The organism is Paraglaciecola sp. 20A4, assembly GCF_011378905.1.
GTDB lineage: Bacteria > Pseudomonadota > Gammaproteobacteria > Enterobacterales > Alteromonadaceae > Paraglaciecola.
In genome coordinates this window covers 60,327-83,178 of the sequence record NZ_WTPY01000001.1, presented here as the reverse complement: position 1 = coordinate 83,178, position 22,852 = coordinate 60,327, and the positions used below count along the sequence as shown (strand labels likewise).

Sequence of the window (22,852 nt, the reverse complement as noted above, 5' to 3'; positions counted from 1 at the left end):
TAGGCGAGGACAGAAGTAGATTTCCATTTTCCGTGTTCGCTTATAGGGCGCATACACATCTGCTCTCTGTTGCTCGCTCAATCAATTTTTTTATTTAAGGAATTTCAATGAAAACTTCAAAAATTGCTTTATTAGCAGCGACCGTGATCTCAGTTCCTTCTGTTTACGCAGCATCTCCTGATTTTAATTACGTAGAAGGCGGTTACGCCAAAATTGATGTCGACGACTCCAGCTACGAACCCGACGGCTTTAAAGTATCCGGCTCGGCCTTGGTGGGTAAAAATGTGTTTTTGAATGGTTCCTATACCGATACCTCGGATGAAGTTGCTAACCGTGATATTGATTTTAACCAACTGAGCTTAGGTTTAGGTTACCGGATGGCCGCTTCAAGCAACACTGACGTGTACGGTGTAGTCAGTTATGAAGAGGCAGAACTCGAATCATATGACCAAAACGGTTATGGTTTAACAGCGGGTATCCGTTCTCGCGTCACACCGAATATTGAATTAGATGGCGGTGTTTCCTATATCGATTTAGACGATGATGACGATACATACTTGAACTTGGGTGCAAGTTATTACTTCACGCCTGAAGCGGCAGTAAGCATTTCTTATCGCACGTCGGACGACAATGACATTATGGGTATCGCCGCGCGTTACTCATTCTAATATATACCACGGATATGTAGACAAGGGCGGCAGGTAAATGTGTCGCCCCGTCTTATTACGCGTCCACCTTTAGATAATTAAAAGTTTCCTAATACGTAATCCGGTAATTCGCTTTCTGGTGGTAAGGGTGTAGGCACGCCGTTGTCGTCGATAGCCACAAATTTGAAATGACCTTGGGTGACTTTCTCACGCAAGCCAATACGATCACGCCTTACCCATGCCTCGACGTTTATCACCATTGAGGTGCGCCCTAAATGTACAACACTTGTGTAAAGGCCCAAAATGTCGCCGACTTTCACAGGGCGAATAAAACTCATACTATCAACAGACACAGTCACCACACGACTTTGTGCTCTTTGACCGGCACATATTCCTGCGGCAATATCCATTTGTGATAGTACCCAGCCACCAAAAATATCACCTGAAGCGTTTGTGTCAGACGGCATGGCAAGTGTACGAGTGGTAAGTTTACCAATGGCTTTTTCTTCGGGCATATCGCTACCTTTATGTTAATTTTAAGCGGGTTAATAAGCGCTGTAGCGAGATTGTAGCACTCTTTTATCTTGTCAGCTGGTACCAAAGCGAGCTGTCAGACAATGGTGTTTTCGAAGGAATAAGTGGGTTCGGCAAATCAATAACTTTGCGTCCATTCAACCCGCCCCTTTGAATAAACCATTCATTGTGTTTTAAAAACATCTGTTCAAATGAACCATCTTTAATGGCAATTTTTAAGCCTCGTTCTATGTCATCAGCTAGGGCTTGATTGTCCTTACTCACAAAAAAATACATGGCCGTGGGATAGCGCAACAAAATAGTCTTTTCAACGGCGAGATTATATTCTGGCCATGCATCTAACTCATTCCATATTTCGATAATAGAGCGTGGGAAAAAGTCAAACCGTTCGTTATCAGACATATCAAACAAACGCTCATAACTTGAAGATGTCATCACATCAATTCCACTATCGCTCAAAATGTAATTATCTGGCCAATCGTGACCTTGCCCAGCAGTCAGGTGTTGTAACTCAGTCAAGCCCGTTACGTGATCAAATTTGCTCTGTTGAGTGGCATGGATCAAAAATAATCGCCAACCAATTAATCCTTTGTAAATTGGAATACGAACAGGAATATAGTTTTGCTCTCTTTCTTCTGTGCTCATGGTCCAAACAACATCCGCGGCCTTCTGTGTGCCGACCATACGCAACGCGCGGCCTTGGGTCATTTGTACCTTGCTGGGTTTTAAGGCATAGGGTTTATCGAGTTTACTCAGTGCAAGTTGCAACAAGCGTAAAGGGTAAAGAGGTCTGTGGTCTTTGATAGAAAGAGGTTTAGGGTAAAGAATCGTCACTTGAGCGCCTAACGTCGCCGTAGCAGTCATTGAGAATAATACCCCGAAGGTAATACCAAGGAAGACGCTGGCACGCTTTGTGAACTCAACCAATATGCGGTAAGCACTTTTTACGAAAAGCACGGGATAGCGGATTCCGTTCAACGTTCCTTCTCCTTTCCATATTAAATTAGCCTAGTTGAGTTGCAAACGACATAACCAACTGATTTTTAATCAGTTGGTCTATAATAATTTAGTCGTAAAATGAAGGAACATCAATAAGCACGAGAAATTAAACACCCTATTAACCCTGGGGAGTCTTATTGAAACTATCCTCTTCAGATTGCCTATTCGCTGAGCCTTGAAGTGCGGGTAATAGTTTAAAATCAGAACCTGCTATGGATAGAGTAAAGCATCCAGACGGCTAGGTAATGTTTATCAACGTGACGACTCGTCAAAAAACAAAACCCAGTCTGGGGGTCAAGGAGGGTCTTCTCAAAAGGCCAAGATTTGAAACCTTTTTTCGATTTGTAAATGAACAGTCCTCAATGTTACTTATTAAAATAAACTGACTGCGTTTGCAGACTTTAATACGCTTGCCTGAACTGGTGACTAGCGCTTTTTTCCTTCATTTTACCCGAATAGATATCGTTATCATCGGTATGAAGGGGACATCGCAACAGATCTTATGCATATTGACATAAGAGGTATTCGCACATTGATTACTCTTTATCCATACCTGGCTTTTGCCATACGCGCACGTACTCGATTTCAAAATCGACCACGCCATCATCCTTTTCAGCGTCAGGACTATTCGCTTCTAGATCAGCTTTAGATTCTGGAAAACCACGCCAAGGAAACGTTTCTTGGTCTAGCCACAGGTGCATACCTTTATCAATAACGTAACCTTTTTTGAATCCACGCGCTTTAGCCCATTGTTCAATCGTCGCTTTTGACGCTTCGCTGAAAAGCTGACCATCAATGAAGTAACGTATACCTGTGTCGGTCCACTCAAAACCGTAGGTGTGGAAGTCGTCTGCCATCCTAAAACCAAGATCTTTGGTTTCTGTGTATGTGACATTTTTTCCATTTTCCTGACCTAAATTCGGGTTCCAGTCGTGCAGCGACCACCAAAGGTCGCGATCTCGATGGGCTTGCCCTTTGATACGATGACTGCCGAAATGCTCAAACATATCCAGTTCAAGCTCGCTGTCATTTCGTTGACCATTTTCAGTTTCATGACGCGTCATCCAAAAAGCACTAGACACTTCGGCATCAGCTGCCTTCGCGCGAATTTCCATGTAACCATACTTGAATATTTTTCGGTTAATGAGTGCCGCGGTAGTGATATTTTCATACTTGCTGACAACTTGATCCGCGCCCCATGGATCACTCGCTTGATCACTAAAAGGAAAGTCTGGCTCCCAACGCGTTTCAAGCATCAACTTACCCTCTTCTAAACGATAGTTGCGTCCAGAAAATTGCGACGGCGCACGACCAATCCATACTTCACGGTTAGGATGATCAGGGTCTTTATATACTGGCTTACCATCTTCAAATTTACCCACGACATACCATCTATCTTCATCAAGGGTATTGCCGTCAAATTCATCACTGACTTCTGTATTTAACACCCAACCACCTGTGTTGCTTGGGTCAGAATGAGGCATAACATTGGTTTCAGTAGCACCAGATATAGCACTAAATAATAGCCCTGAGGCAAGGGCACTTAAGCCTATAAAGGATTTGGACCACTTCGTAGATTGTGTATGCATAATGACGTTCCCCATCACAAATTAAGATTTAGCGACATAGGTGATCAATATCTACTTGTGTTTTATTTTCCACTTAGTTCATAACAGCACAACTACAAACAAGAAAAAGAACACTCATGTGAGAGTATTTGACCACCAACATCAAACATTACAAGTAATTAAACATATGATGTTTTATTATGCAACTAAATGTTACTTATTTGTTATGCAGAGTTAGAAGTTACACCACCTGTCCCGCTACCCAACCACTGCTCCAGGCCCACTGGAAATTATAGCCCCCTAGCCAGCCTGTCACGTCCATGACTTCGCCGATAAAGTATAAGCCTTCGACGTCTTTAGCCATCATAGTTTTAGAGGACAAATGGTCGGTGTTCACACCGCCTAATGTAACTTCTGCAGTGCGGTAGCCTTCCGTGCCGTTAGGTTTTAATTGCCATTGATGAAATGCTTGCGCGACATCGTTTAGACTTTTGCCTTGATATTGCTTGAGCGGTTTATTCTCGATGCCTAGATAAGGCAAGACTGTTTGCACATAACGCTTCGGATAAAATGCTGACAGGGCATTGCTAAGTAATATATCCGGTTGATGCTGTTGCGTTTTTTGCAATTGCTCATATAAATCGCCATTGGGATATAAGTCAAACTCAACGTTTTGTCCGGGCTCCCAGAAGGATGAAATTTGCAACACCGCTGGACCACTTAATCCACGGTGGGTAAACAGAATATTTTCATTAAAACTGCTGTCATTGCAACTAGCCCTAGCATCAAGAGAAATACCACTTAACTCGGCCAAAACACTTTTGTCTCGGTCGTGTAAGGTGAAAGGCACTAAGCCTGCGCGAGTCGGCTTAACCGTTAAACCAAATTGCTCAGCTATTTTGTAGCCAAAGGGGCTTGCGCCAAGTTTGGGCATAGACAAACCACCGGTGGCAATGACCAGTGATTCACACTGGTATTCGCCTTTGCTGGTGTGCAACGTGAAGCCTGTAGCGGTTTTTTCGATGCTCAAAACGTCACATTGATTGGTCACACTCGCCCCAGCTTTTTCGCATTCACTAAATAACATATTGAGTATATCTTTAGCGCTGTCGTCACAAAATAGTTGGCCTAGGGTCTTTTCATGATAAGCAATACCATACTCAGCAACCAAACCGATAAAATCCCATTGGGTATACCGGCTTAGCGCTGACTTACAAAAATGTTTATTGTCACACAGGAAATTCTCGTGAGTGGCATACATATTAGTGAAGTTACAGCGCCCTCCACCAGACATAAGAATTTTTCCGCCGATGCGTTTAGCATGGTCGAGTACCGCCACACTACGCCCACGTTTGCCAGCCTGGGCAGCACAAAACAATCCAGCTGCGCCAGCCCCTAATACAATGACATCTACTTGCTTAATATTCAGAACCAATACTCTTGTAAAAATACATTCAACCAGCAGTTTTCATTGCCGACTATTATGGTCGGCAATTCTAGCAGTTTCTTAGTGATTTTGGTTTTATCGATTTAGGCACGCGAGTACGTGCATAAATAAATACTGAGAACCGAAGATTTATTGAGCCTTTTGCAATGCTTCGATGCGTTTCTCTAACGGCGGGTGGCTAGAAAATAGCTTTTGCACCTTACCTGCACTAATGGCAAAAGCGGCCATTTCCTCGGGCATAGGAGGTGCATCTTGATTTTGTTTTAAGCGCTTAAGTGCCGCTATCATATTGCTTCGCCCTGCTAAGCTTGCTCCCCCAGCGTCAGCCCTGAACTCGCGGTAGCGGGAGAACCACATAACTATCATTGAAGCAAAAATGCCTAAAATCACCTGGCTGATAATGGATATAATCCAAAACGCTGGCCCGTGACCTCGTTCAACTTTAAATACCACTCGGTCAACAATATGTCCTATCACCCGAGATAAGAACACCACGAAAGTGTTTAATACCCCTTGGATAAGCGTCATGGTGACCATGTCCCCATTTGAAACATGACTGATTTCATGGGCAAGAACGGCTTCTACTTCACTTTGGGTCATGTTTTCAACCAAGCCGGTGCTAACGGCAACTAAGGCATTATTTTTATTCCAACCCGTGGCAAACGCATTTGGACTAGCATGCACAAATATGCCTACTTCAGGCATACCAATATTGGCTTGTTTAGCCTGATGCTCAACAGTACGTAGTAACCATCTTTCAGTGTCATTTTCAGGCTGCTCGATAACATGCACACCCATGCTGCGCTTAGCCATAAATTTAGACAGTAACAGTGAAATAATCGAACCACTAAACCCTATTACCGCCGAGTAAACCAGCAGTGCTTGCAAGTCTAAGTCAACACCATTTTGTGCCAACAAACCTTGAAAACCAAACAGGCTAAACACCAAACTAATCAATACCATTACGGCAATGTTAGTGGCCAAAAACATCATTATTCGAAACATACTAATCACTCCATAATTGTTAAGGCTAATATGTAGCCAATAGACGATTAGCACAATGGCTATTCTTGAAAATTAGATTATTCAAAGTTGAAAAAGTTGACGTTAAGTCTCGCATATTCACACTCGCTAATAACCAAACACCTTTAGCAAAGTCTCATAAGGGCGGCATTTATGTTTTACAATGATGTTTTAACAGGATCTAACCGAGGTTTGCAGGCTATATCCTGCTGACATCCCACTTACTTCCAAACCAAACTGGCGCATACTAGGTAAGAGTATTAGACTCATAGTTCATTTTTACTAACCTTACATAATCATTAAATGAATCAAGACGTTGAACGTAAAACAAAACTGCAGGCGTTGATTTATCTACTCAAATATTGTTGGATGGTGCCGCTGGCGAGCGAAGAAGCAGCAGCCAAATTCCGTAGAAGTCAATTTCTCGCAGTGTTGCAAATTATACCGCTAGCCAGCTTCGCAACGTATTTGATTATTGCCTTAGCTTTCTTTACTGCGTCAGACCTTATCAAACCAGTTACATTCATTTTTTGCGCCACAGGTCTGACTTTTGTTGCGACATGTAATTTGTTTTTTTGGCGACGTTTTATCATTAAGCGACGGTGGGCTAGCTATAATAAGCTTTTACATCATATATTATCTCTTAATTTAGGCTTTGCAGCGTTACTGTACGCTTATCTTTCTTTACATTTATTTGACCAATTTGATGATCACCAAAAAATAATACTCGTAGGTATCATCGCAGCCTTTGCGGCGACAGGCTGTTGGATGTTTGCCTGTATGCCATTAGCAGGCTTGCTCTGGAGCTTTTTACTCTCAGGTGTATTCGGCGTCAGCATATTAATAAACTCACCTGATTTTACCTTCCTTGGTTATTTAGCTATTGGTTACAGTTTATTCCTGTGCGCGACGGTACTAATAACCTCAAATCGCTTTATTCATGCGCTAGTGACCAGAAAAAAAATGAAGCAACAAAGTGAGTTAATCAGTTTATTACTCAATGACTTTGAGGAAAACGCCAACGACTGGCTCTGGGAAATAGACAGTCAAGGTCGAATGCAACACGTATCAATTCATTTAATTAACGCTACTGGGAAATCAGCAAATGAACTAGCCCAGCATGATTTTATTGCTATTTTGACGAGTATTATTGATACACCAACCGAAAACGGCTCCTCTGACTTAAACAAGCTACGCCAACGATTATCTTTACCACTACCTTTTAACGATCTTCGCATACAGGTACAAATACAGGGTGAAACTCGATGGTGGGCGTTTACTGGTAAACCCATAATCCACCGTCATCAAAACACCAAAGGATGGCGTGGTATTACTACGGACGTTACTGAGCAACATCAACGAGAATTAGAAATGATCAGGCTCGCCAATGAAGACTCATTGACCGGGCTAGCTAATCGATATCGTTTTATTAATGCGTTAAACACCATAGCTGTGGGCATTACCAACCCGCAACCGTGTTTTGTGATGATGCTCGATTTAGACAATTTTAAGCACGTTAACGATTCGATGGGGCATCATGTAGGTGACCAGTTACTGTGCGTAATAGCTAGGCGCCTAGCTAATATCTTACCATCAGACGCGATTTTAGCCCGCTTAGGAGGGGATGAGTTCGCGATATTAATTACCCACAACGTTACTCAAAATTGGGCTCGTAAGCTCAGTCATTTAATACAAATAGTACTCGCAGAGCCAACGATTTTAAGTGCCCATAGCTTAGATATACGGGTCAGTATCGGCGTTAGTTTTGCCCCACAGAATGCCAACACTGCTGAAGAATTGCTTAAAACTGCAGATATGGCGCTTTATCATGCAAAAGAAGAAGGGCGTAATAGAGTCTGTGTATTTACCTCAGCCTTAAAAGAAAAATCACTACACAAACAGCAGTTACTTAAAGATTTAAAATCAGCGATTAAAAAACAGCAGTTTTTCCTTATGTATCAACCGCAATTTGATCTGCAAACATCTCAATTAGTGAGTTTTGAAGCACTAGTACGCTGGCAACATCCTACGTTGGGTTTGGTGTCCCCAGATGACTTTATTTCTCTGGCAGAGAGTAGTCAGTTAATTATCGAGCTAGGCGCCTGGGTATTAGAACAAGCATGTCTAGATTGTATGCAGTGGCCCGCATCCATCAGCGTCGCAGTAAATGTTTCAGGCGTGCAACTGGAGAATTCAAATTTAGCTGAAACTGTTAACAGCACCTTGGAAAACACCGCTTTGCCCCATCATCGGTTAGAGTTAGAGCTGACGGAATCATCGATTATGAGTAACAGCAGTAAGATATTAAATATGCTCAGTGACTTTCGTCTTGCTGGCGGTCGAGTGGCAATAGACGATTTTGGCACCGGTTTTTCGTCGTTTTCATATTTACATAACTTCCCACTAGATAAACTGAAAATAGACCGTTCCTTTATTAATTTACTTGATGCAGGTATCCCCGGTGACAAAGCACATGCGATTGTGCATTCCATTATTCAACTCGGTAAAATCCTGAAATTACAAATTACCGCCGAAGGAATAGAAACCCAAGACCAGTATCAGCAACTGCAACTGTTGCAATGTGATTTAGGGCAAGGCTTTATGTTAGCAAAACCGTTAGATGCCCAACAAGCCTTGGACTTTATTGCTGATTATCAAATTAAAGCGTCTTAAATTAACAGCGACAACGATGCAGTTGCTGTTAACAACAAAACCTACAGTTTCAGCTTCGATTATAAATGCAATATTGTTACGTTACGTCTATCCCAGATTTTTATAAAATATATTTCAACGTCAAAACTGCTCAGTGTCCGAAACGAAAATTTTTATTACCCCGTGGTCAGATACATAAATGCACTTCAGCAGCGGTAGAATAGATTGGTATAAGGGCCACATAATGGCTACATCAACTGCGCCAGAGAGGAACGCTCTGGCGCACCGACAGCTTATTTAACCAAGTAACGCGTTAAGGAAAATACGCGGCAACTTTAGCCAGCCTGGAGTATGTTGGAATTGCGTTAGTAACATGCCCACCTTATGCTGTTTTTTATTGGTCACATACCATGGCGGCTTTGGCAATAATGTTATATCCCCAGACAACAAATTACGCGGAAACGGTCGCCAAGGCGCCCGCACAATAACGCGCTCGGGTTGGTCGAACATAAAGGTGTTATGCGCGAAACCTATGCCGCTTTGCACGTCTTGCAATGTATGACCTGGAAACGCTCCCCAAGGGCAAGCAGTGGTAAGGAAACCAAGCCCGCTCCAGGTATTAATAGCAATAGTGCCATAACGCAATTCAGCAATAATTGACTCAAAACGCTTTTTGCCAATCTGCTTGATGGTTTTAGGGTGAATAACGATGTTACTGCCCAGTGTACCGTAGAGCTTTTCGTTGGAAAACGTAATGGCAGCCCGCAGATAAGCCTCTGGATCCAAGATGTCAATTTCGTGGGTGGCAAGGGCAGGAGCAAAAACTTCTGTCATGCGATATTTATCATCCGTAGACTCTGTCTCGCTGCCAACCAAGCAAGCTCGAATCGCCCCGCGGTCAAACTTAGTCACATTGTGTGCATAGCTTTCAAAAGCAGATAAACGATCATCTGCCCCTGGGTAATATAGCTGCCGCGGATCCATGTTACCGATAGTCTCTTCGATCGTTTTAAGCAGTTTTGGCTTTTTGTCCCATTGTTTGGGCAAAATAAGCATCTGGCAGGCAACGCAGTTAAAACCAGAATTATGCATTTTTTGCGTGGCGATATTCTCAGCTTGAAACGTTAAGTCTGAGGCAGTCCATGGTCCTGGCACAACAATCGTTGGGCAAACCGCGCCCAGTTCCGATGTAATAGGTTTAGCGAGCTTGGGCGTTCCAGCCGCCTTGTTACGTTGACCTTCTTCCCCCGCCCCCCAGACAATCACATCATGAGATGCACCAGAACCTGTGATATGGATTTCGTCCACGTCACCATGCTCACATAGGTACCCGCCAACATCGGCACCGCCTTTAACAATGCGCAATACATTGATATCAATTAGAGGCTTAAACGTGTCGTTTAAAAAATCCGTAAGATATTCATTCACCGGGTTCATCTTCAGAATGACCACCTGATGTTCGCTAAAGAGTTTATGCAATACATCCAACGGGGCAATTGCTGCGATATTGCCTGCCCCCAAAACGAGCGCAACTTTACCATGGCGTTGATTCGCTGGCGTGTTGTAAGCGCTTGCTGTGTGCTGAGCAAGGTTATCGAGGGTAACGCCATCTTCCATCCAAACTTCTGCTGAAACGCCAGACAAAAGCAGATGATCCCAAATGGTGTGTGGTAGCACTCGCACCGCTGTTTGCCCGCTTTGAGTTTGGCGTTTTTTCAACGATTTAAGAAAGCTCTTTCCTTCCATTTTCGACAATGTCTCTACTAAACCATTACAGGCAGACATCAAGGGATAGGGGCCAGAAATCCACTCTTCACCAACCAGTGCGGAATCTTCGGGGATCCCTTTCATACGACTGGCTGTTTCGGCCCAGTCCTTCGCGATTGGTAAAAGGCGGTCTTTGATTTCAAGTAATATAGCGATACGCTTTTCAATGCTTGTTTGCGCCCATTCGTCCTTGGCGGCAGATAGCTCAGCAAGCGCTTGATCCAACGGAATATTACGAGGCGCTTCGGTAAAGGCATCATCTTTAATTGCCGTATTAACCATTGTTTTTTCCTTTTTCTATCAGGTGTTCACCAAACTGTTTACGCAGTTCAACCTTTTGCACTTTTCCAGTGGCACCTATAGGCAATGTATCGACAAAAATAACAGCATCAGGGATCTGCCATGATTGAATTTTGCCTTTGTAGAAGGCCAATATATCGGCCTCAACAGGAGAGGTATTTGGCGCTTTTACCGCAACAACAATGGGACGTTCATCCCACAACTCATGGCGAGCAGCGACGGCAGCGGCATTAACGATATGAGGATGAGCAATGGCTATATTTTCCAATTCGACTGTTGATATCCATTCACCACCCGACTTGATAATGTCTTTGGATCTATCGCGAATAACCATATAGCCGTCTTCATCGATCGTTGAAACATCACCGGTATCGAACCAGCCATCATCAGTTAACGCGTCACTATCTTTACCAAAATAGCGTTTAACGACCCAGTGACCGCGCACCTGAAGATCACCTTGCGTCTTACCATCGTGTGGCAGTAACTGTTTGTTTTCATCCAGCAAACGTAATTCGACACCAAATAAGGGTCTACCTTGATTAGTGCGTAGATCGGTCTTTTCTGAGTCAGACAGCGCACTGTGACGTTGTAGAAATTGGTTTATTGTGGCAACAGGTGAGGTTTCAGTCATACCCCAAGCATGCAGTAACTCCACTCCGTAAGCAGCGAATTTGGGGATCATTGATGGTGGCAATGGTGCCCCACCGACCACAGTTCGCTTCAGGCTAGGTAATGTGGACTCTGATGCCTCAAGCGCCGTAAGTAGATTCATCCAGATTGTCGGTACACCCAGTGCCATGGTTGTTTCGGTCTCATCAATCAAGGCCAAGATGCTTTCGCCGTCAAGATTAGGACCCGGAAGCACAAGCTTACAACCATTAGCGGCTGCGATATACGGCACACCCCATGCATTCACATGGAACATTGGAACCACAGGTAAAACCGTATCTTGCGCCGACAGCGCAATGCCATCGGGCTGATTACCCACAAGCGTGTGCAATAGCGTAGACCGATGTGAATAAAGAACCCCTTTGGGGTCGCCAGTTGTGCCTGAGGTATAACACAGACTTGATGCTGCACGTTCGTCTATATCGGGCCAAGGCGCATCTGCCTCCCCGGTTTCTAATAGATCATCGTAAAACAGCAATCCTGGGATACTTTGTGCGGCGGCGTCATCCCGAGGGCCCATAACAACAAAATATTGCACCGTTTCTAACAAAGTATGAATTTTTTCGATTACTGGTAAAAAGGACTGTTCAAAAAACAGTACTTTGTCTTGGGCATCGTTAGCCACAAACGTAAGTTGTTCTGGGGCAAGGCGTGGGTTGATGGTGTGGCACACCATACCACCACCCGAAATGCCAAAGTAACTTTCAAGATGACGTCTATTATTCCACGCAATCGTTGCACAACGATCGCCCTCAGCAATGCCAAGCTTGCCTAACGCTGAAGCAAGCTTACGGGCATGTTGTCCCACTTCCTTCCAATTGCTGATGGTACGTTCGCCGGAGGTTTCAACCGATATTATTTCGGTTTTTGGGTGATAACGCTCAGCGTGTTCAATAAGGCTGCCGATTGTTAGCGGCATCTCCATCATTTGTCCTAGCATTGCGGCTCTCCTATTAATGAATCGACGGGGTTTTACTTTTTATTTAAAGCATTCCCGTACAGGTATTTATTTAAATGATTATTGGCTGTGATCAAAGGGTATTTCCCAGCACAGACGCCTTATGAAACGGTATTTACCCAATACGAGTACCCTTGCCGCAACTCTAATAAATTAGCAGTTGGGCAAGGGTTTTGTAGACGTTATGCCCTGCGAATTAAATCTGCACATTTCTCACCAATCATGATGGTAGGTGCGTTGGTATTGGCGTTTATGATTGTCGGCATGATCGACGCGTCAGCGACGCGCAGTCCATCAATGCCATGCACACGTAGTTCATGATCGACAACCGCCATCTCATCATTACCCATTTTGCACGTTCCGACTGGGTGATAGATGGTTTGAATATACTTATTTATGTAGGATTTTATTTCTTCGTCGGTCTGAACCGCAGGACCAGGCAAGAATTCTTTACCGCGCAAGTCATCAAGAGCTGATGCCGCTATGATCTTACGTGCGATTTTCATGCCCGCGATTAGAACGTCATAATCGCTTTCATTTTGAAAAATGTTGGGATTGATAAGCGGTTTCGTTTTCGGATCAGCAGAGGCCAATGTAACCGAACCCTTGCCCTTACTTTGTACCAGCGAAGGCAGGATCGTAAATGCGTCAGAGCCATCAGTTGGATTGCCAACACCGTCCAAAATAAAATAACCGGGCACAAAGTGAAATTGCAGATCAGGGGCTGAAGATTCCGGATTGATTTTCAAGAAACCACCGCCTTCGCCAATATTCGATGTGAGTAAGCCTTTGCCTTTACCATACAGCGCGGCTTGTTCTTCACTACCGGCTTGCGATAGGCTAATAGGCTTTGTGCAGGTGTAAACGACTGGCATCATGTAGTGATCTTGAAGATTTTGGCCAACACCTGGCAAATCGTGAATAACGGTGATGCCATGTTCTTCCAAATGATCTTTTGGGCCAATACCAGACGTCATTAAAATTTGTGGGGAGTTGATGGCACCGCCAGATAATATAATCTCTTTTCGCGCGGTCACTGTGTGCTCTTTGCCATCCACAAGAATTTTAACGCCCGTTGCACGGCCATCAGTTACGATAATTTTTAGCACCATCGCTTCGGCTTGTGCTGTAAGACGTCCAGAATCAATTGCTGGATGAAGATAGCTGACCGCAGTAGACTCACGACGACCATTTTTCTGTGTGACTTGAAACATGCCAATGCCTTCTTGCTGACCATCATTAAAATCATGATTCATCGCGTAACCCGCTTCCTTAGAAGCTTCGACCATAGCAATAGTAATTGGGTTAGGATCACTTAAATCTGACACGTTCAGCGGTCCGTCTCCACCGTGGGCTTTTGACGCACCACGAGAGTTAGTCTCTGACTTTTTAAACATTGGCAGCACATCGGCATAACTCCAACCTGGATTGGTTTTGCCCCATGTATCATAGGTTGATGTGTGGCCACGCTGGTAAATCATTGCGTTGATCGACGAGCAACCACCAAACACTTTTCCGCGAGGCATATAGAGCGTACCGCCATTAAGCGAAGCTTGTGGTTCAGATCGGTAATTCCAATCTAGTGGTGTTTTAAATAAAAGCGGGAACGTTGCAGGTATGTGAATAAAGTCGTTTGTATCCGCAGGTCCCGCTTCCAGTATCAGAACTTTGTTTGCGGCATCTTCAGAGAGGCGGGCCGCTATGGCACACCCCGCGGAGCCAGCACCAATTACAACGTAGTCGTATTCTTCAGACGACGTGGTTTGTGCGTGAGCCGCGCTCAGAAAGAGCGGAGCTTGCGCTACAATCCCGAGTGCAGCGGCCATACGCAAAAACTCGCGTCGAGAAACTTTACCTGTATTGAAGTCGTTTAATAACGATGACTCTTTTGAATTTTTCATATCTTCCTCAGCTTACGCAATATTTAGAATTTTTTCGGTTCAGACCTATATCAGACATAAACCGACAACCCAATTTGCTTTTAATTGTTTAGATACAGAAAAGCAGGATACATGCCAAGGTAAACAATTTGTTAATTTATTGAAATAGAAAGGTTTATTTTTAGGTGTTGAAGAATTTGAAGAGTGATAAATCAACTTGAGACAGGTTGTAATTAAAAGTGTATCAAGATGACACACTTTTGGCGTAATTCGCTGGTAGCTTGCGATACAGTGTGGCTCGAGACATACCTAACCATTTGGCCGCTTCACTCACATTCCCTTTACATTGCGTTAACGCCGTTGAGATTAACTTTTGCATTTCAATATCAACTTTGCCTAATGACTTTTTATTTTCGCACGCTTGTGGTGATTCAGGTAATGGGGCGACAAGTGTATGGTATTCTTCAGGCAATTCTTCAAGCGTTATCGTGTCGTCCCCTTCGTTAATTGTATCTGCATAAAGTAACGCGTTTCGAAGCTCTCGAATGTTGCCAGGCCAATCGTAGTTTTCTATTAGTCGTTTAACGTCTTCGTCTAGCATGGACTTGTTAAGGCAATCTTTACGCAAGATAACGTCAGCGATGCCAATTTTATCTACTCTTGATCGTAGCGGTAGTAAGTTTATCGAGTAACCTTTGATGCGGTAATATAGATCCTTTCTAAACCCACCTGACTCGACTAATTTCGCCAAATCGATATTCGTTGCACAAATCAGTTGAAACGATACTTCTTTCTCGATATTCGAGCCTAAAGGGTTAACCTTCCGGGTTTCTAGCACGCGCAGTAAACGGCTTTGCATAACCAGTGGCATATCGCCTATTTCATCTAAGAAGAGCGTGCCATTATGGGCTTCTGCTATGCGCCCTTTGTATCCTTTCTTATCGGCCCCGGTAAATGCCCCGCCCTGGTAGCCAAATAATTCACTCTCAATTAACGATTCTGGAATAGACGCGCAGTTGATAGATATGAATTTACCGGAACATTGGCTTTCAAGGTGTAAATGTTGGGCTGACACTTCTTTACCCACACCCGACTCGCCTAATAAAATAACAGGCAAGCGACCAATCACTTTTCTTCCACGGTCTATACTTTTGCTGATATTAGGATCGCCAAAATATACCGGGTCTACTTGGTGCTCAATGTGATCGGGAATAGATTGTACAGAAGGGTTGTTGGATATTTTAGGTTGCGCAAACGATTGAACCACTTTCGCCGTTAGAAAAACGCCTGACGTCGCCCTAAGTTTAAATATTTTTTGTTGCCTAACGCCGAAATCTAAAACATCTGAGAACGGTGTATCAAAAATCGACTGAAATTTTTGGTTACTTACGGGGCAATTATTAAATAGAAAGCGCTGGGCCGCTTCATTACATCCTACAATGCTCGTGTCTGGGCCAACACCAATGATCAAATTCGTCAGCTCACCAAATTGACCAGATGACAATGTCATTTCTATGACTAAGGTCTCGGGCATAGAGTAGATAAGTTGTTTTTGGATATTTTTGGCGCAGGCCTTCAACATAAAAAAGACGGTTGGATCATTCAACGGATTTTCGTTGGTTACATTAATCGAACCTATTGCTATACCTTTTGGACTCAATATGGGTAACGCAGCACAATTCAATCCAGTGAGTACAGTATTGTAATGTTCATTCCCATACACCCGTGTAAAGCGTTTTGAATGAATAGAGCAAGACATTGCCGTTGTACCGACATTTCGTTCGTTTAAAACCACGCCACTGTCGAAGGCCGAAAATAAGTCATCATTGACTATTTTATTAGAGCGCATGACGTGTAACGTATTACAGTTTGCGTCGGTCAATAAGACGGACCATCCAGCATCAGCAACTGAATCATGTAGGCGCTGAAGGTGATTTTTTGAACTCTCGATGAGTAAACGAGAATCGTATTTAAGCTCAGCAAAGCGGTTTTTTCTAAGGCGCTCATATTGAAGACCGCCTTTCATATCTAGTGCATTGTTTTTACATCGCAACCAAGACTCTTTGATAGGGAAGGGTAAATATTCGCTAATATTTAGCTCCCCTTCATCAAAGCGCTGTTTTAATACTTCGAATTCATAACTCATAATTTTACTTACTTCGCGTTATCAAATTAATTGCGTTACTGGGGCTTAGTCCACTGCTAAAAATGGTAGAAGGCAGACTAGACGACCAGAAGGGACGACGGCGATAGACCGCATATGCCGCTCAGACCTGAGTCGATTTAAAAAGCAGGAAGATTTGAATATAATGGTAAAGGGGGCTGGGTTCAATACAAATGGTAGTAAGATGTTAATTTTGTAAAATAACATCTTACTAGTAGCAATAAAATCAATTCAAATTAAAAGACTTTTAGCAATCTAAGATAGACTGATGAGTTCGCGAAAAAGCCATTTTCCACTGAAATACTGCGACCGTATTGCAGCTGCAGTTGCCAATCTGGGGCGACAAAATGTTGGGCGGTGATCTGAAAACGACTATTATTTAATTCATCGTTTTGTTTAATGCCTGCGACTTCAGATTCAGCACCAAAATCATGATAGTAACTAACAGATAGCTTTGTTGTGTCCGACACATGATAATTTAAATGCGTTTGCACGCCATACTGTGCATCTTGTTGCTTAGTGATGCCATTGCTACCGAAGTCATCATTGTCCCCAAAGAAAGTATATTCACCGACTAATTCATAAGAGAATTTGTTAAACATGGGAGACATATAAGCAGCTTGGGTAATATATTTATAGCGATTTTCACCTAAATTGATCCCACCTTGCTCTTCGTCGTAGCTTCCTAATGGTAGTGACACCCAGCCAGTTAGGCCAAATGAAGCTTTAGTTTCAGCATTATTGTAAAGCCAAATGGTGGCACCCACTATGGGGTCCCCCATCCCTGAAGCTGACAATTCTGAGTCGCCGGCATTTAACTTGACACTTCCAAAGGGAATAGCAAATTGCGGATCAACCACGAACCCACCTATTTCCATATAGTGTACAAATCGTGCAATGCCAATCTCAGTAGATAATGTGGGGCCCCCACTAATACGGTCACCGTCTACATAAAAGTCATCATTATCAGTATTTTGGTAATACAGGACGGCTAAATTATAGCCTGCTGGTAGCGGTTGATAATCCCCTGGATCGGTTGATACTTGGGCGGCGAATATCTCTGTTGTACAAACGGACAACGCCAATGTGGCTGCTAGATAGGATTTTTTGATTTGGAATGTCATTTTTATGCGTCCTTATTATTTTTAATTGCTCACTACCTGATATAGCAATTTACATTCCGTTAACAAAAAGGTTAATTAAAACAATCCATTAACATTATTTATGCGCTTTACGCATAAATTTACGTCTTAAAACAAAACGTTCCAAATAGACAGTTTTCTCATATTGATACAACTTGTTTGATACACAGCACTTAATGGACGCAAACCACCGCTAACAATAAACGACACTCACTATGTTCCAGTCCTTGTGTAGACTTGGCCTAAATATATAAAGGTGAAAACATCGAATTGCCTAGCTTCAAACGTCGCCAAGTGGTCATTCAATGGTTATCGTGAAAAGAACATGACGGCGATAAACTTACGAGCAGGACGGTGACCTAGGTTGGCTTTGGGAACATAAATAGGGCTGAAAATTCAGCCCTATTATTCGATTATTCCCATAGCTTTAAAACCAATGTTTTAGGAATAGACTCCCTGCTGAGTCCCCCAAGCTAAGCACTGACTTATTTACGGCTAAGCAATGAGCGAATTAATATGCCACTCAGTAGCACTAAACCCGCAGACCGAACAGGATGCTCCTGAATATGGTGCCGTAGATTGGATTGTTGCCAGCGATTGGCAATCTCTACTCCTTTGCCCGCTAACATCCGCCGACGCGAGCCTTTACCTTGACGTTGGTCACCAGTAGGTTGTGCCGCTTGGTGTAAATTCTGTTTGTCTGATTCACTCAATGTATCCGCTATGGTAGGAGACGCATGGTTATTTGTATCAACTGAATTATTCATTTTTTCTCTCCAATAGTGTGTGTAAATCACCTATATAACGCGTTCAATATGCGACTCAAGCCGACTAGTTCTGAGCATCTTGAATGTTTAAAAAAGAATGTCTCAGGTAGACTTAAGCCTGATGAAAAGTAATGGCAGCAGACACTGCCATTTACTTGTTCGATCGAAGAAGTCTTATGCTGTAGACACCTTATCGGCACCGGCTGTCTCTAATATCTTTTTGATATCATCTTTATTATCGCTGGTATACTTAACACCAACCAAAATAGAGCCTTTGTCGATTGCATCTTGATAGTATTTAATTTCGTGCTCAGGAATAAACGCACCTATAATTGCGCCAATTGTTCCCCCCGCTGCCGCCCCCGCGCCCCCGCGCCACCTGCGGCCAAAGCCGCCACCAATGGGCCCGCGATTAATAATCCACTACCGCCGGTAGCCACCGCACCGACGGCTGTAAACCCGGCAACAACAGCCGCTAGCACGCCTGTGGAGGCTGCGCCTATGATGCCGCCTTCTGCCGCTTTACTGCCTTCGTCAACGGCAAAATCTTCTTTAGAATATGAATCGTTCGCGACAATACTGATATCCGACTCCCGAATTCCCATGTTCTATAAGTTGAAAATGGCAGTGCTAGCATCGATTGATTTTTCAAATAAACCTGTAATGACTTCGCTCATAAAGATTCCTTAATAGGTAAATTGTGGATAACAACTTCTACTCAAATAACAAAATTATAAGAGCAAAATTCAGGCCCGAAAAAATATAATCATCAATTGCCCACCAAGCCTTTTGCTGCTTGGATTTAACATTAAGGAAGACAAAAAAAGGTGTAGTAATGTACTCGGGGACATGAAAATTATGCGAAAGCCAAATGTAAAAATTTCCACTCGCTGTTGTCGTATTAACTGCGCTTTAAACAATTTACTGACGCGCCATGTCAGCGCGTCATTTAGGGAAGTTTTTGGGAGGAGTAACAACCGACAATCACCTGTTACTGGGCATGATCACCCTGGGTTGCATCATCGACATACTTGATAAGCCTTATGACGGCTTTAAGTCTAATTCAAGGCAAGTGGTGAGCAGCCCCTTAATAATATCTTGTAACTGCTGCTGAATAACAGGTCCCTTTGTCAGGCTTAATTGGTAATCCCCTCGCTTAAGGCAATCGTCATCTAAGTAAGTTGCCTGAGACAGTTCTAACTGTATTGCATGAATATGATTGTTCAGCGGACCAAAATGTCGGGTAATATAGCCACCTTTAAAACGGCTGTGACTCACTTGGCTATAGCGCGAGGCAATACTATTTTGCAAGGCGTAAGTGAACTGAATATAACATGCTAGTGCGATATTGGTTCCCCGGTTGAAATCAGCTAATGACCGAACTCAGCGCTTTGACGACCTCTGCTTCAGTAGGCAATTGCTTGTTTTAATTTAGCATAAATGGGTTGCGGAGCATCGGGTAAATCGCGAAACACGTTTAGTGACGCAGAAATAGAGGTAACAGACACAGGATATTCCGCTTTGATTAAGAACAAAAATTATGCCGTGAGTCGATGAGCCCAAACAATCAACTTGTTTACACCATTGCCCCTTCGTCGTAGCACTCTAAAGTGATCTAGCCAATAGATGTTATATCAAGCCAAATCACGACCTGCTGGTGAGTACCGGAGCGAATAGTGAAGTTGAATATTTAGGAACTAAGGTGGGCAAATATATCGCTATATTGGTCACGCAATTCAGTTTTTCGAATTTTTCCAGTACCTGTCATCGGCAGAGATTGGCAGATAAAAATAACCTTAGGGACTTCGAATTTTCCGAGCTGAGCTTTGCAAAACAATTCTATTTCTGTCACATCCAGCTCTGTTTCTAACTCAGCGATAACACAAGCACATACGGCTTCTCCCCAATGCGGATGGTCTACACCAAATGAAGCGGCTCTTTGCACGCCGCTGAACGATTCTAGGATCTGTTCTACTTTTTGCGAAGATACATTTTCACCACCGGATTTAATGGTATCTTTTTTCCTATCAATAAAGAGTAACTGCCCTTTGCTGTCTATCAGGCCTAGGTCTCCAGTATGGTGCCAGCCAAATTGAGTTGCTTCATCAGAAGCCTGAGGATTTTTGTAATAACCACTCATTGCCTGAGCTCCCCGCCAGACTATTTCACCAACTTCGCCATCAGGCAGTTCATTACCAAACTCATCGATAACGGCTTGATCGACAGTACAAACTGGCACCCCCCAATAATTTCCTTGCGCAAATTGTGTTGCTGCGTTGTCGTAAAACATACACGCCACAGGCGCAAATTCAGTTTGCCCGCTACCTAGATGCATTGCACAACCAAAGGTTTCTCTGACTTTATCTAGATTTTGACTATTCATTGTTGCCATAGCGTAAACCCCTGTCTTTAGGTGACTAAAGTCTCGCTTCTCGATATCAGCTGTAACCAGCAAGGCATTCCACATCATGGGAAGAAAAACTACAGTTTCGATTTTTTCCTGCTCAATACTGTCAACAATTACGTTAGGCTCAAATGCCGCATGCAAAACAGCGCAACCGCTGCGCATCAAAATGGGATGTAAAATAGATAAAGACGCGCAATGAAACAAAGGCAAAACTAACAGCAAACGGTTTTGTTTATTGATATCTAATTCAATAACGCCGGTTAGCGCCGCCATGGTTAGGGTTAAGTGCGAGGATTCGACTGCTTTAGGTCTTGAAGTGGTGCCCGAGGTATAAATCATATGAGCGGTGTCACGATCAGCAATAATCCGATCTTCAATTTCACTGGTGCTTTGCCCTTCAATTAGCCCATCAAGTGAAACGTTCGCGCTGCCCCTTTCCTTGCCGATTTGAACAGTCAGTTTTACCTTATCGTTACCTTCAATCAAGCCCATAACTATGTCAGTAAACATACCTTGATAGACGATAGCCACAGACTCGCTATGCTCAAAATTATAGCGAATATCATCGGCACTTTGCATAAAGTTAATTGGCACGGCAACCACGCCAAGTTTATAACATGCAAAATAAACGACCACCATGTCACTTTGGTTGGTCGAAATTAACGCTAGCTTATCGCCTTGTTTTACGCCCTTGGAAATCAAGCCATGTGCAAGCTGGTTAACTCGATTATTGAGCTCACCGTATGTTATCTCGTGACGCACGCTATCAACAAAGTCGACTAATGCAGGCAGATGAGCACTGTCTCTGCTACGCCGACGCAATAAATCTCCCATTGCGACACGTTCGATTAAATTCTTTTCCAGTGCTTTATCTCTCATCTTTAGCTCCTTAGGCGATTACTTACCGTTTCATATTTTTTTATAGGCAATTGCCAAAGTAAGACGCGATAACCCGAGCAAATCGCAATACGTCTGTCGGCAACTTCAATGTCTTTTTTAACGTAATACCTCTGGTATTTCAGAACGATGAAAACCGTCGCACGTCTCGCTATTACTTGCTTTATCTTGGCTTAATGGATACATAGCTGGAGCCGAGCCCATGCTAGAGCCACCATCAACCCAAATAGATTGTCCGCTAATAAAATTAGCTCCGTCGCTCAACAAAAAACAGATAACTGAGGACACTTCAGCCTCGCAAGCAATACGCCCAAGCGGCACAGCATATTTCAAACTGCGTAACGCAATTTTCATTTCTTCTGGATAGGTATCAAGACCCGACGATGCCACCCAGCCTGGCGCAACTGTATTGACCCGCACCCCGTGTCGCCCCCATTCCCATGCGGCGGTTTTGGTGAAATTCTCAATCCCGGCTCTGGCGGCTCCGGAGTGTCCCATGCCTGGCATACCGTTTTTATTATCAGCGGTAATGTTAACAATACTGCCGCCATGAGCTTTAAAATGTTGTTTGTAGATTTCCCTTGCCATTAAAAAACCACCGATTAAATTCGTCTGCACCACAGCTTCAAAGCCTTTCTTGCTTATTGCCTCTAAGGGGGCGCGAAATTGACCACCAGCCATATTAATGAGGCCGTGAACTTGACGGTTCTTGATCAAAATAAGCCCAATTGTTTCGATCACTTTTTGCTCATCGCGAATATCTAATGGTAAATATTGCGCATCACCACCATCATCAATGATTTCTCGCGCGGTTTTTTGTAGCTTTTCAACAGTACGTCCCAATAGCACAACGGTGGCACCGAGAGACGCTAGCTCATGAGCAGTGCAACGCCCAATACCGCTTCCTCCACCCGTAATAATAATGGTCTTACCACGAAAACTATTTGCTGCAAGACTGGATTGATAACCCATAATGTTGCCTCTTTTATCATTAAACTTCCGTCGATATCATTTTAATCTACGGGTAGTAA

16 protein-coding genes and 1 pseudogene are annotated in these 22,852 nt (G+C 43.4%); 2 read left to right on the top strand and 15 right to left on the bottom strand.

Going from position 1 to position 22,852, the window contains the following annotated elements; genetic code table 11:
• The first annotated feature begins 107 nt into the window (after positions 1–107).
• Positions 108–668: an outer membrane beta-barrel protein gene (locus tag GQS54_RS00330; RefSeq protein WP_166422029.1), complete on the top strand. Its 561-nt coding sequence runs from the start codon at positions 108–110 to the stop codon at positions 666–668.
• A gap of 77 nt (positions 669–745) precedes the next feature.
• Here the strand turns inward: GQS54_RS00330 and GQS54_RS00325 are convergent, their stop codons facing one another.
• The 5 genes from GQS54_RS00325 to htpX form a co-directional block, all read right to left on the bottom strand.
• On the bottom strand, positions 746–1,162 hold the full coding sequence (locus GQS54_RS00325) for an acyl-CoA thioesterase (protein ID WP_166422028.1): 417 nt from the start codon (positions 1,160–1,162) through the stop codon (positions 746–748).
• Between the two features lie 64 nt (positions 1,163–1,226).
• Complete coding sequence (locus GQS54_RS00320) at positions 1,227–2,159, bottom strand: hypothetical protein (RefSeq protein WP_166422027.1); 933 nt, start codon at positions 2,157–2,159, stop codon at positions 1,227–1,229.
• 557 nt (positions 2,160–2,716) lie between these two features.
• Positions 2,717–3,769 carry a family 16 glycosylhydrolase gene (locus tag GQS54_RS00315; protein ID WP_240919783.1) on the bottom strand — a complete coding sequence of 351 codons (1,053 nt, stop codon included), beginning with the start codon at positions 3,767–3,769 and terminating at the stop codon, positions 2,717–2,719.
• 220 nt (positions 3,770–3,989) lie between these two features.
• The gene (locus GQS54_RS00310; RefSeq protein WP_166422408.1) at positions 3,990–5,171 is read right to left on the bottom strand and encodes an NAD(P)/FAD-dependent oxidoreductase; all 1,182 of its coding nucleotides are present in this window, start codon (positions 5,169–5,171) and stop codon (positions 3,990–3,992) included.
• Between the two features lie 153 nt (positions 5,172–5,324).
• Positions 5,325–6,200 (bottom strand): protease HtpX, encoded by an 876-nt coding sequence (gene htpX / locus GQS54_RS00305; protein ID WP_166422026.1) that lies wholly within the window; start codon positions 6,198–6,200, stop codon positions 5,325–5,327.
• A gap of 321 nt (positions 6,201–6,521) precedes the next feature.
• Here htpX and GQS54_RS00300 point away from each other — a divergent pair, with 321 nt between their 5' ends.
• Entirely contained in the window at positions 6,522–8,891 is a 2,370-nt protein-coding gene (locus GQS54_RS00300) for a GGDEF and EAL domain-containing protein (protein ID WP_166422025.1), read from the top strand.
• A gap of 276 nt (positions 8,892–9,167) precedes the next feature.
• Here GQS54_RS00300 and GQS54_RS00295 read toward each other — a convergent pair whose 3' ends face one another.
• From GQS54_RS00295 to GQS54_RS00250, 10 genes and pseudogenes are all read right to left on the bottom strand, one after another.
• The gene (locus GQS54_RS00295; protein ID WP_166422024.1) at positions 9,168–10,919 is read right to left on the bottom strand and encodes an aldehyde dehydrogenase family protein; all 1,752 of its coding nucleotides are present in this window, start codon (positions 10,917–10,919) and stop codon (positions 9,168–9,170) included.
• Positions 10,912–12,546 (bottom strand): long-chain fatty acid--CoA ligase, encoded by a 1,635-nt coding sequence (locus GQS54_RS00290; RefSeq protein WP_166422023.1) that lies wholly within the window; start codon positions 12,544–12,546, stop codon positions 10,912–10,914. The genes GQS54_RS00295 and GQS54_RS00290 overlap by 8 nt, the downstream gene beginning before the upstream one ends.
• Positions 12,547–12,746: 200 nt before the next feature.
• Entirely contained in the window at positions 12,747–14,465 is a 1,719-nt protein-coding gene (locus tag GQS54_RS00285) for a GMC family oxidoreductase N-terminal domain-containing protein (protein ID WP_205967564.1), read from the bottom strand.
• A 223-nt stretch (positions 14,466–14,688) separates the two neighbouring features.
• Complete coding sequence (locus tag GQS54_RS00280; protein ID WP_166422022.1) at positions 14,689–16,590, bottom strand: sigma-54-dependent Fis family transcriptional regulator; 1,902 nt, start codon at positions 16,588–16,590, stop codon at positions 14,689–14,691.
• A 254-nt stretch (positions 16,591–16,844) separates the two neighbouring features.
• Entirely contained in the window at positions 16,845–17,732 is an 888-nt protein-coding gene (locus GQS54_RS00275) for a transporter (RefSeq protein ID WP_166422021.1), read from the bottom strand.
• A gap of 503 nt (positions 17,733–18,235) precedes the next feature.
• A complete protein-coding gene (locus tag GQS54_RS00270; protein WP_166422020.1) occupies positions 18,236–18,517 on the bottom strand; it encodes a hypothetical protein in 282 nt (93 codons plus the stop codon).
• Between the two features lie 326 nt (positions 18,518–18,843).
• A complete protein-coding gene (locus GQS54_RS23145; RefSeq protein WP_240919782.1) occupies positions 18,844–19,122 on the bottom strand; it encodes a hypothetical protein in 279 nt (92 codons plus the stop codon).
• Between the two features lie 436 nt (positions 19,123–19,558).
• Positions 19,559–19,882, bottom strand: a pseudogene (locus GQS54_RS00260) (N-formylglutamate amidohydrolase); the annotation flags it as partial.
• A gap of 325 nt (positions 19,883–20,207) precedes the next feature.
• On the bottom strand, positions 20,208–21,803 hold the full coding sequence (locus tag GQS54_RS00255) for a class I adenylate-forming enzyme family protein (RefSeq protein WP_166422019.1): 1,596 nt from the start codon (positions 21,801–21,803) through the stop codon (positions 20,208–20,210).
• Between the two features lie 117 nt (positions 21,804–21,920).
• Complete coding sequence (locus tag GQS54_RS00250; protein ID WP_166422018.1) at positions 21,921–22,793, bottom strand: SDR family oxidoreductase; 873 nt, start codon at positions 22,791–22,793, stop codon at positions 21,921–21,923.
• Positions 22,794–22,852 lie beyond the last annotated feature (59 nt).

What these genes read in the sequence shown, in the direction of transcription:
- GQS54_RS00330 (WP_166422029.1), top strand. Translation starts at nt 108, where the DNA reads ATGAAAACTTCAAAAATTGCTTTATTAGCAGCGACCGTGATCTCAGTT.
- GQS54_RS00325 (WP_166422028.1), bottom strand. Translation starts at nt 1,162, where the DNA reads ATGCCCGAAGAAAAAGCCATTGGTAAACTTACCACTCGTACACTTGCC.
- GQS54_RS00315 (WP_240919783.1), bottom strand. Translation starts at nt 3,769, where the DNA reads ATGCATACACAATCTACGAAGTGGTCCAAATCCTTTATAGGCTTAAGT.
- htpX (WP_166422026.1), bottom strand. Translation starts at nt 6,200, where the DNA reads ATGTTTCGAATAATGATGTTTTTGGCCACTAACATTGCCGTAATGGTA.
- GQS54_RS00300 (WP_166422025.1), top strand. Translation starts at nt 6,522, where the DNA reads ATGAATCAAGACGTTGAACGTAAAACAAAACTGCAGGCGTTGATTTAT.
- GQS54_RS00295 (WP_166422024.1), bottom strand. Translation starts at nt 10,919, where the DNA reads ATGGTTAATACGGCAATTAAAGATGATGCCTTTACCGAAGCGCCTCGT.
- GQS54_RS00290 (WP_166422023.1), bottom strand. Translation starts at nt 12,546, where the DNA reads ATGCTAGGACAAATGATGGAGATGCCGCTAACAATCGGCAGCCTTATT.
- GQS54_RS00285 (WP_205967564.1), bottom strand. Translation starts at nt 14,465, where the DNA reads ATGAAAAATTCAAAAGAGTCATCGTTATTAAACGACTTCAATACAGGT.
- GQS54_RS00280 (WP_166422022.1), bottom strand. Translation starts at nt 16,590, where the DNA reads ATGAGTTATGAATTCGAAGTATTAAAACAGCGCTTTGATGAAGGGGAG.
- GQS54_RS00275 (WP_166422021.1), bottom strand. Translation starts at nt 17,732, where the DNA reads ATGACATTCCAAATCAAAAAATCCTATCTAGCAGCCACATTGGCGTTG.
- GQS54_RS00270 (WP_166422020.1), bottom strand. Translation starts at nt 18,517, where the DNA reads ATGAATAATTCAGTTGATACAAATAACCATGCGTCTCCTACCATAGCG.
- GQS54_RS23145 (WP_240919782.1), bottom strand. Translation starts at nt 19,122, where the DNA reads ATGGGAATTCGGGAGTCGGATATCAGTATTGTCGCGAACGATTCATAT.
- GQS54_RS00255 (WP_166422019.1), bottom strand. Translation starts at nt 21,803, where the DNA reads ATGAGAGATAAAGCACTGGAAAAGAATTTAATCGAACGTGTCGCAATG.
- GQS54_RS00250 (WP_166422018.1), bottom strand. Translation starts at nt 22,793, where the DNA reads ATGGGTTATCAATCCAGTCTTGCAGCAAATAGTTTTCGTGGTAAGACC.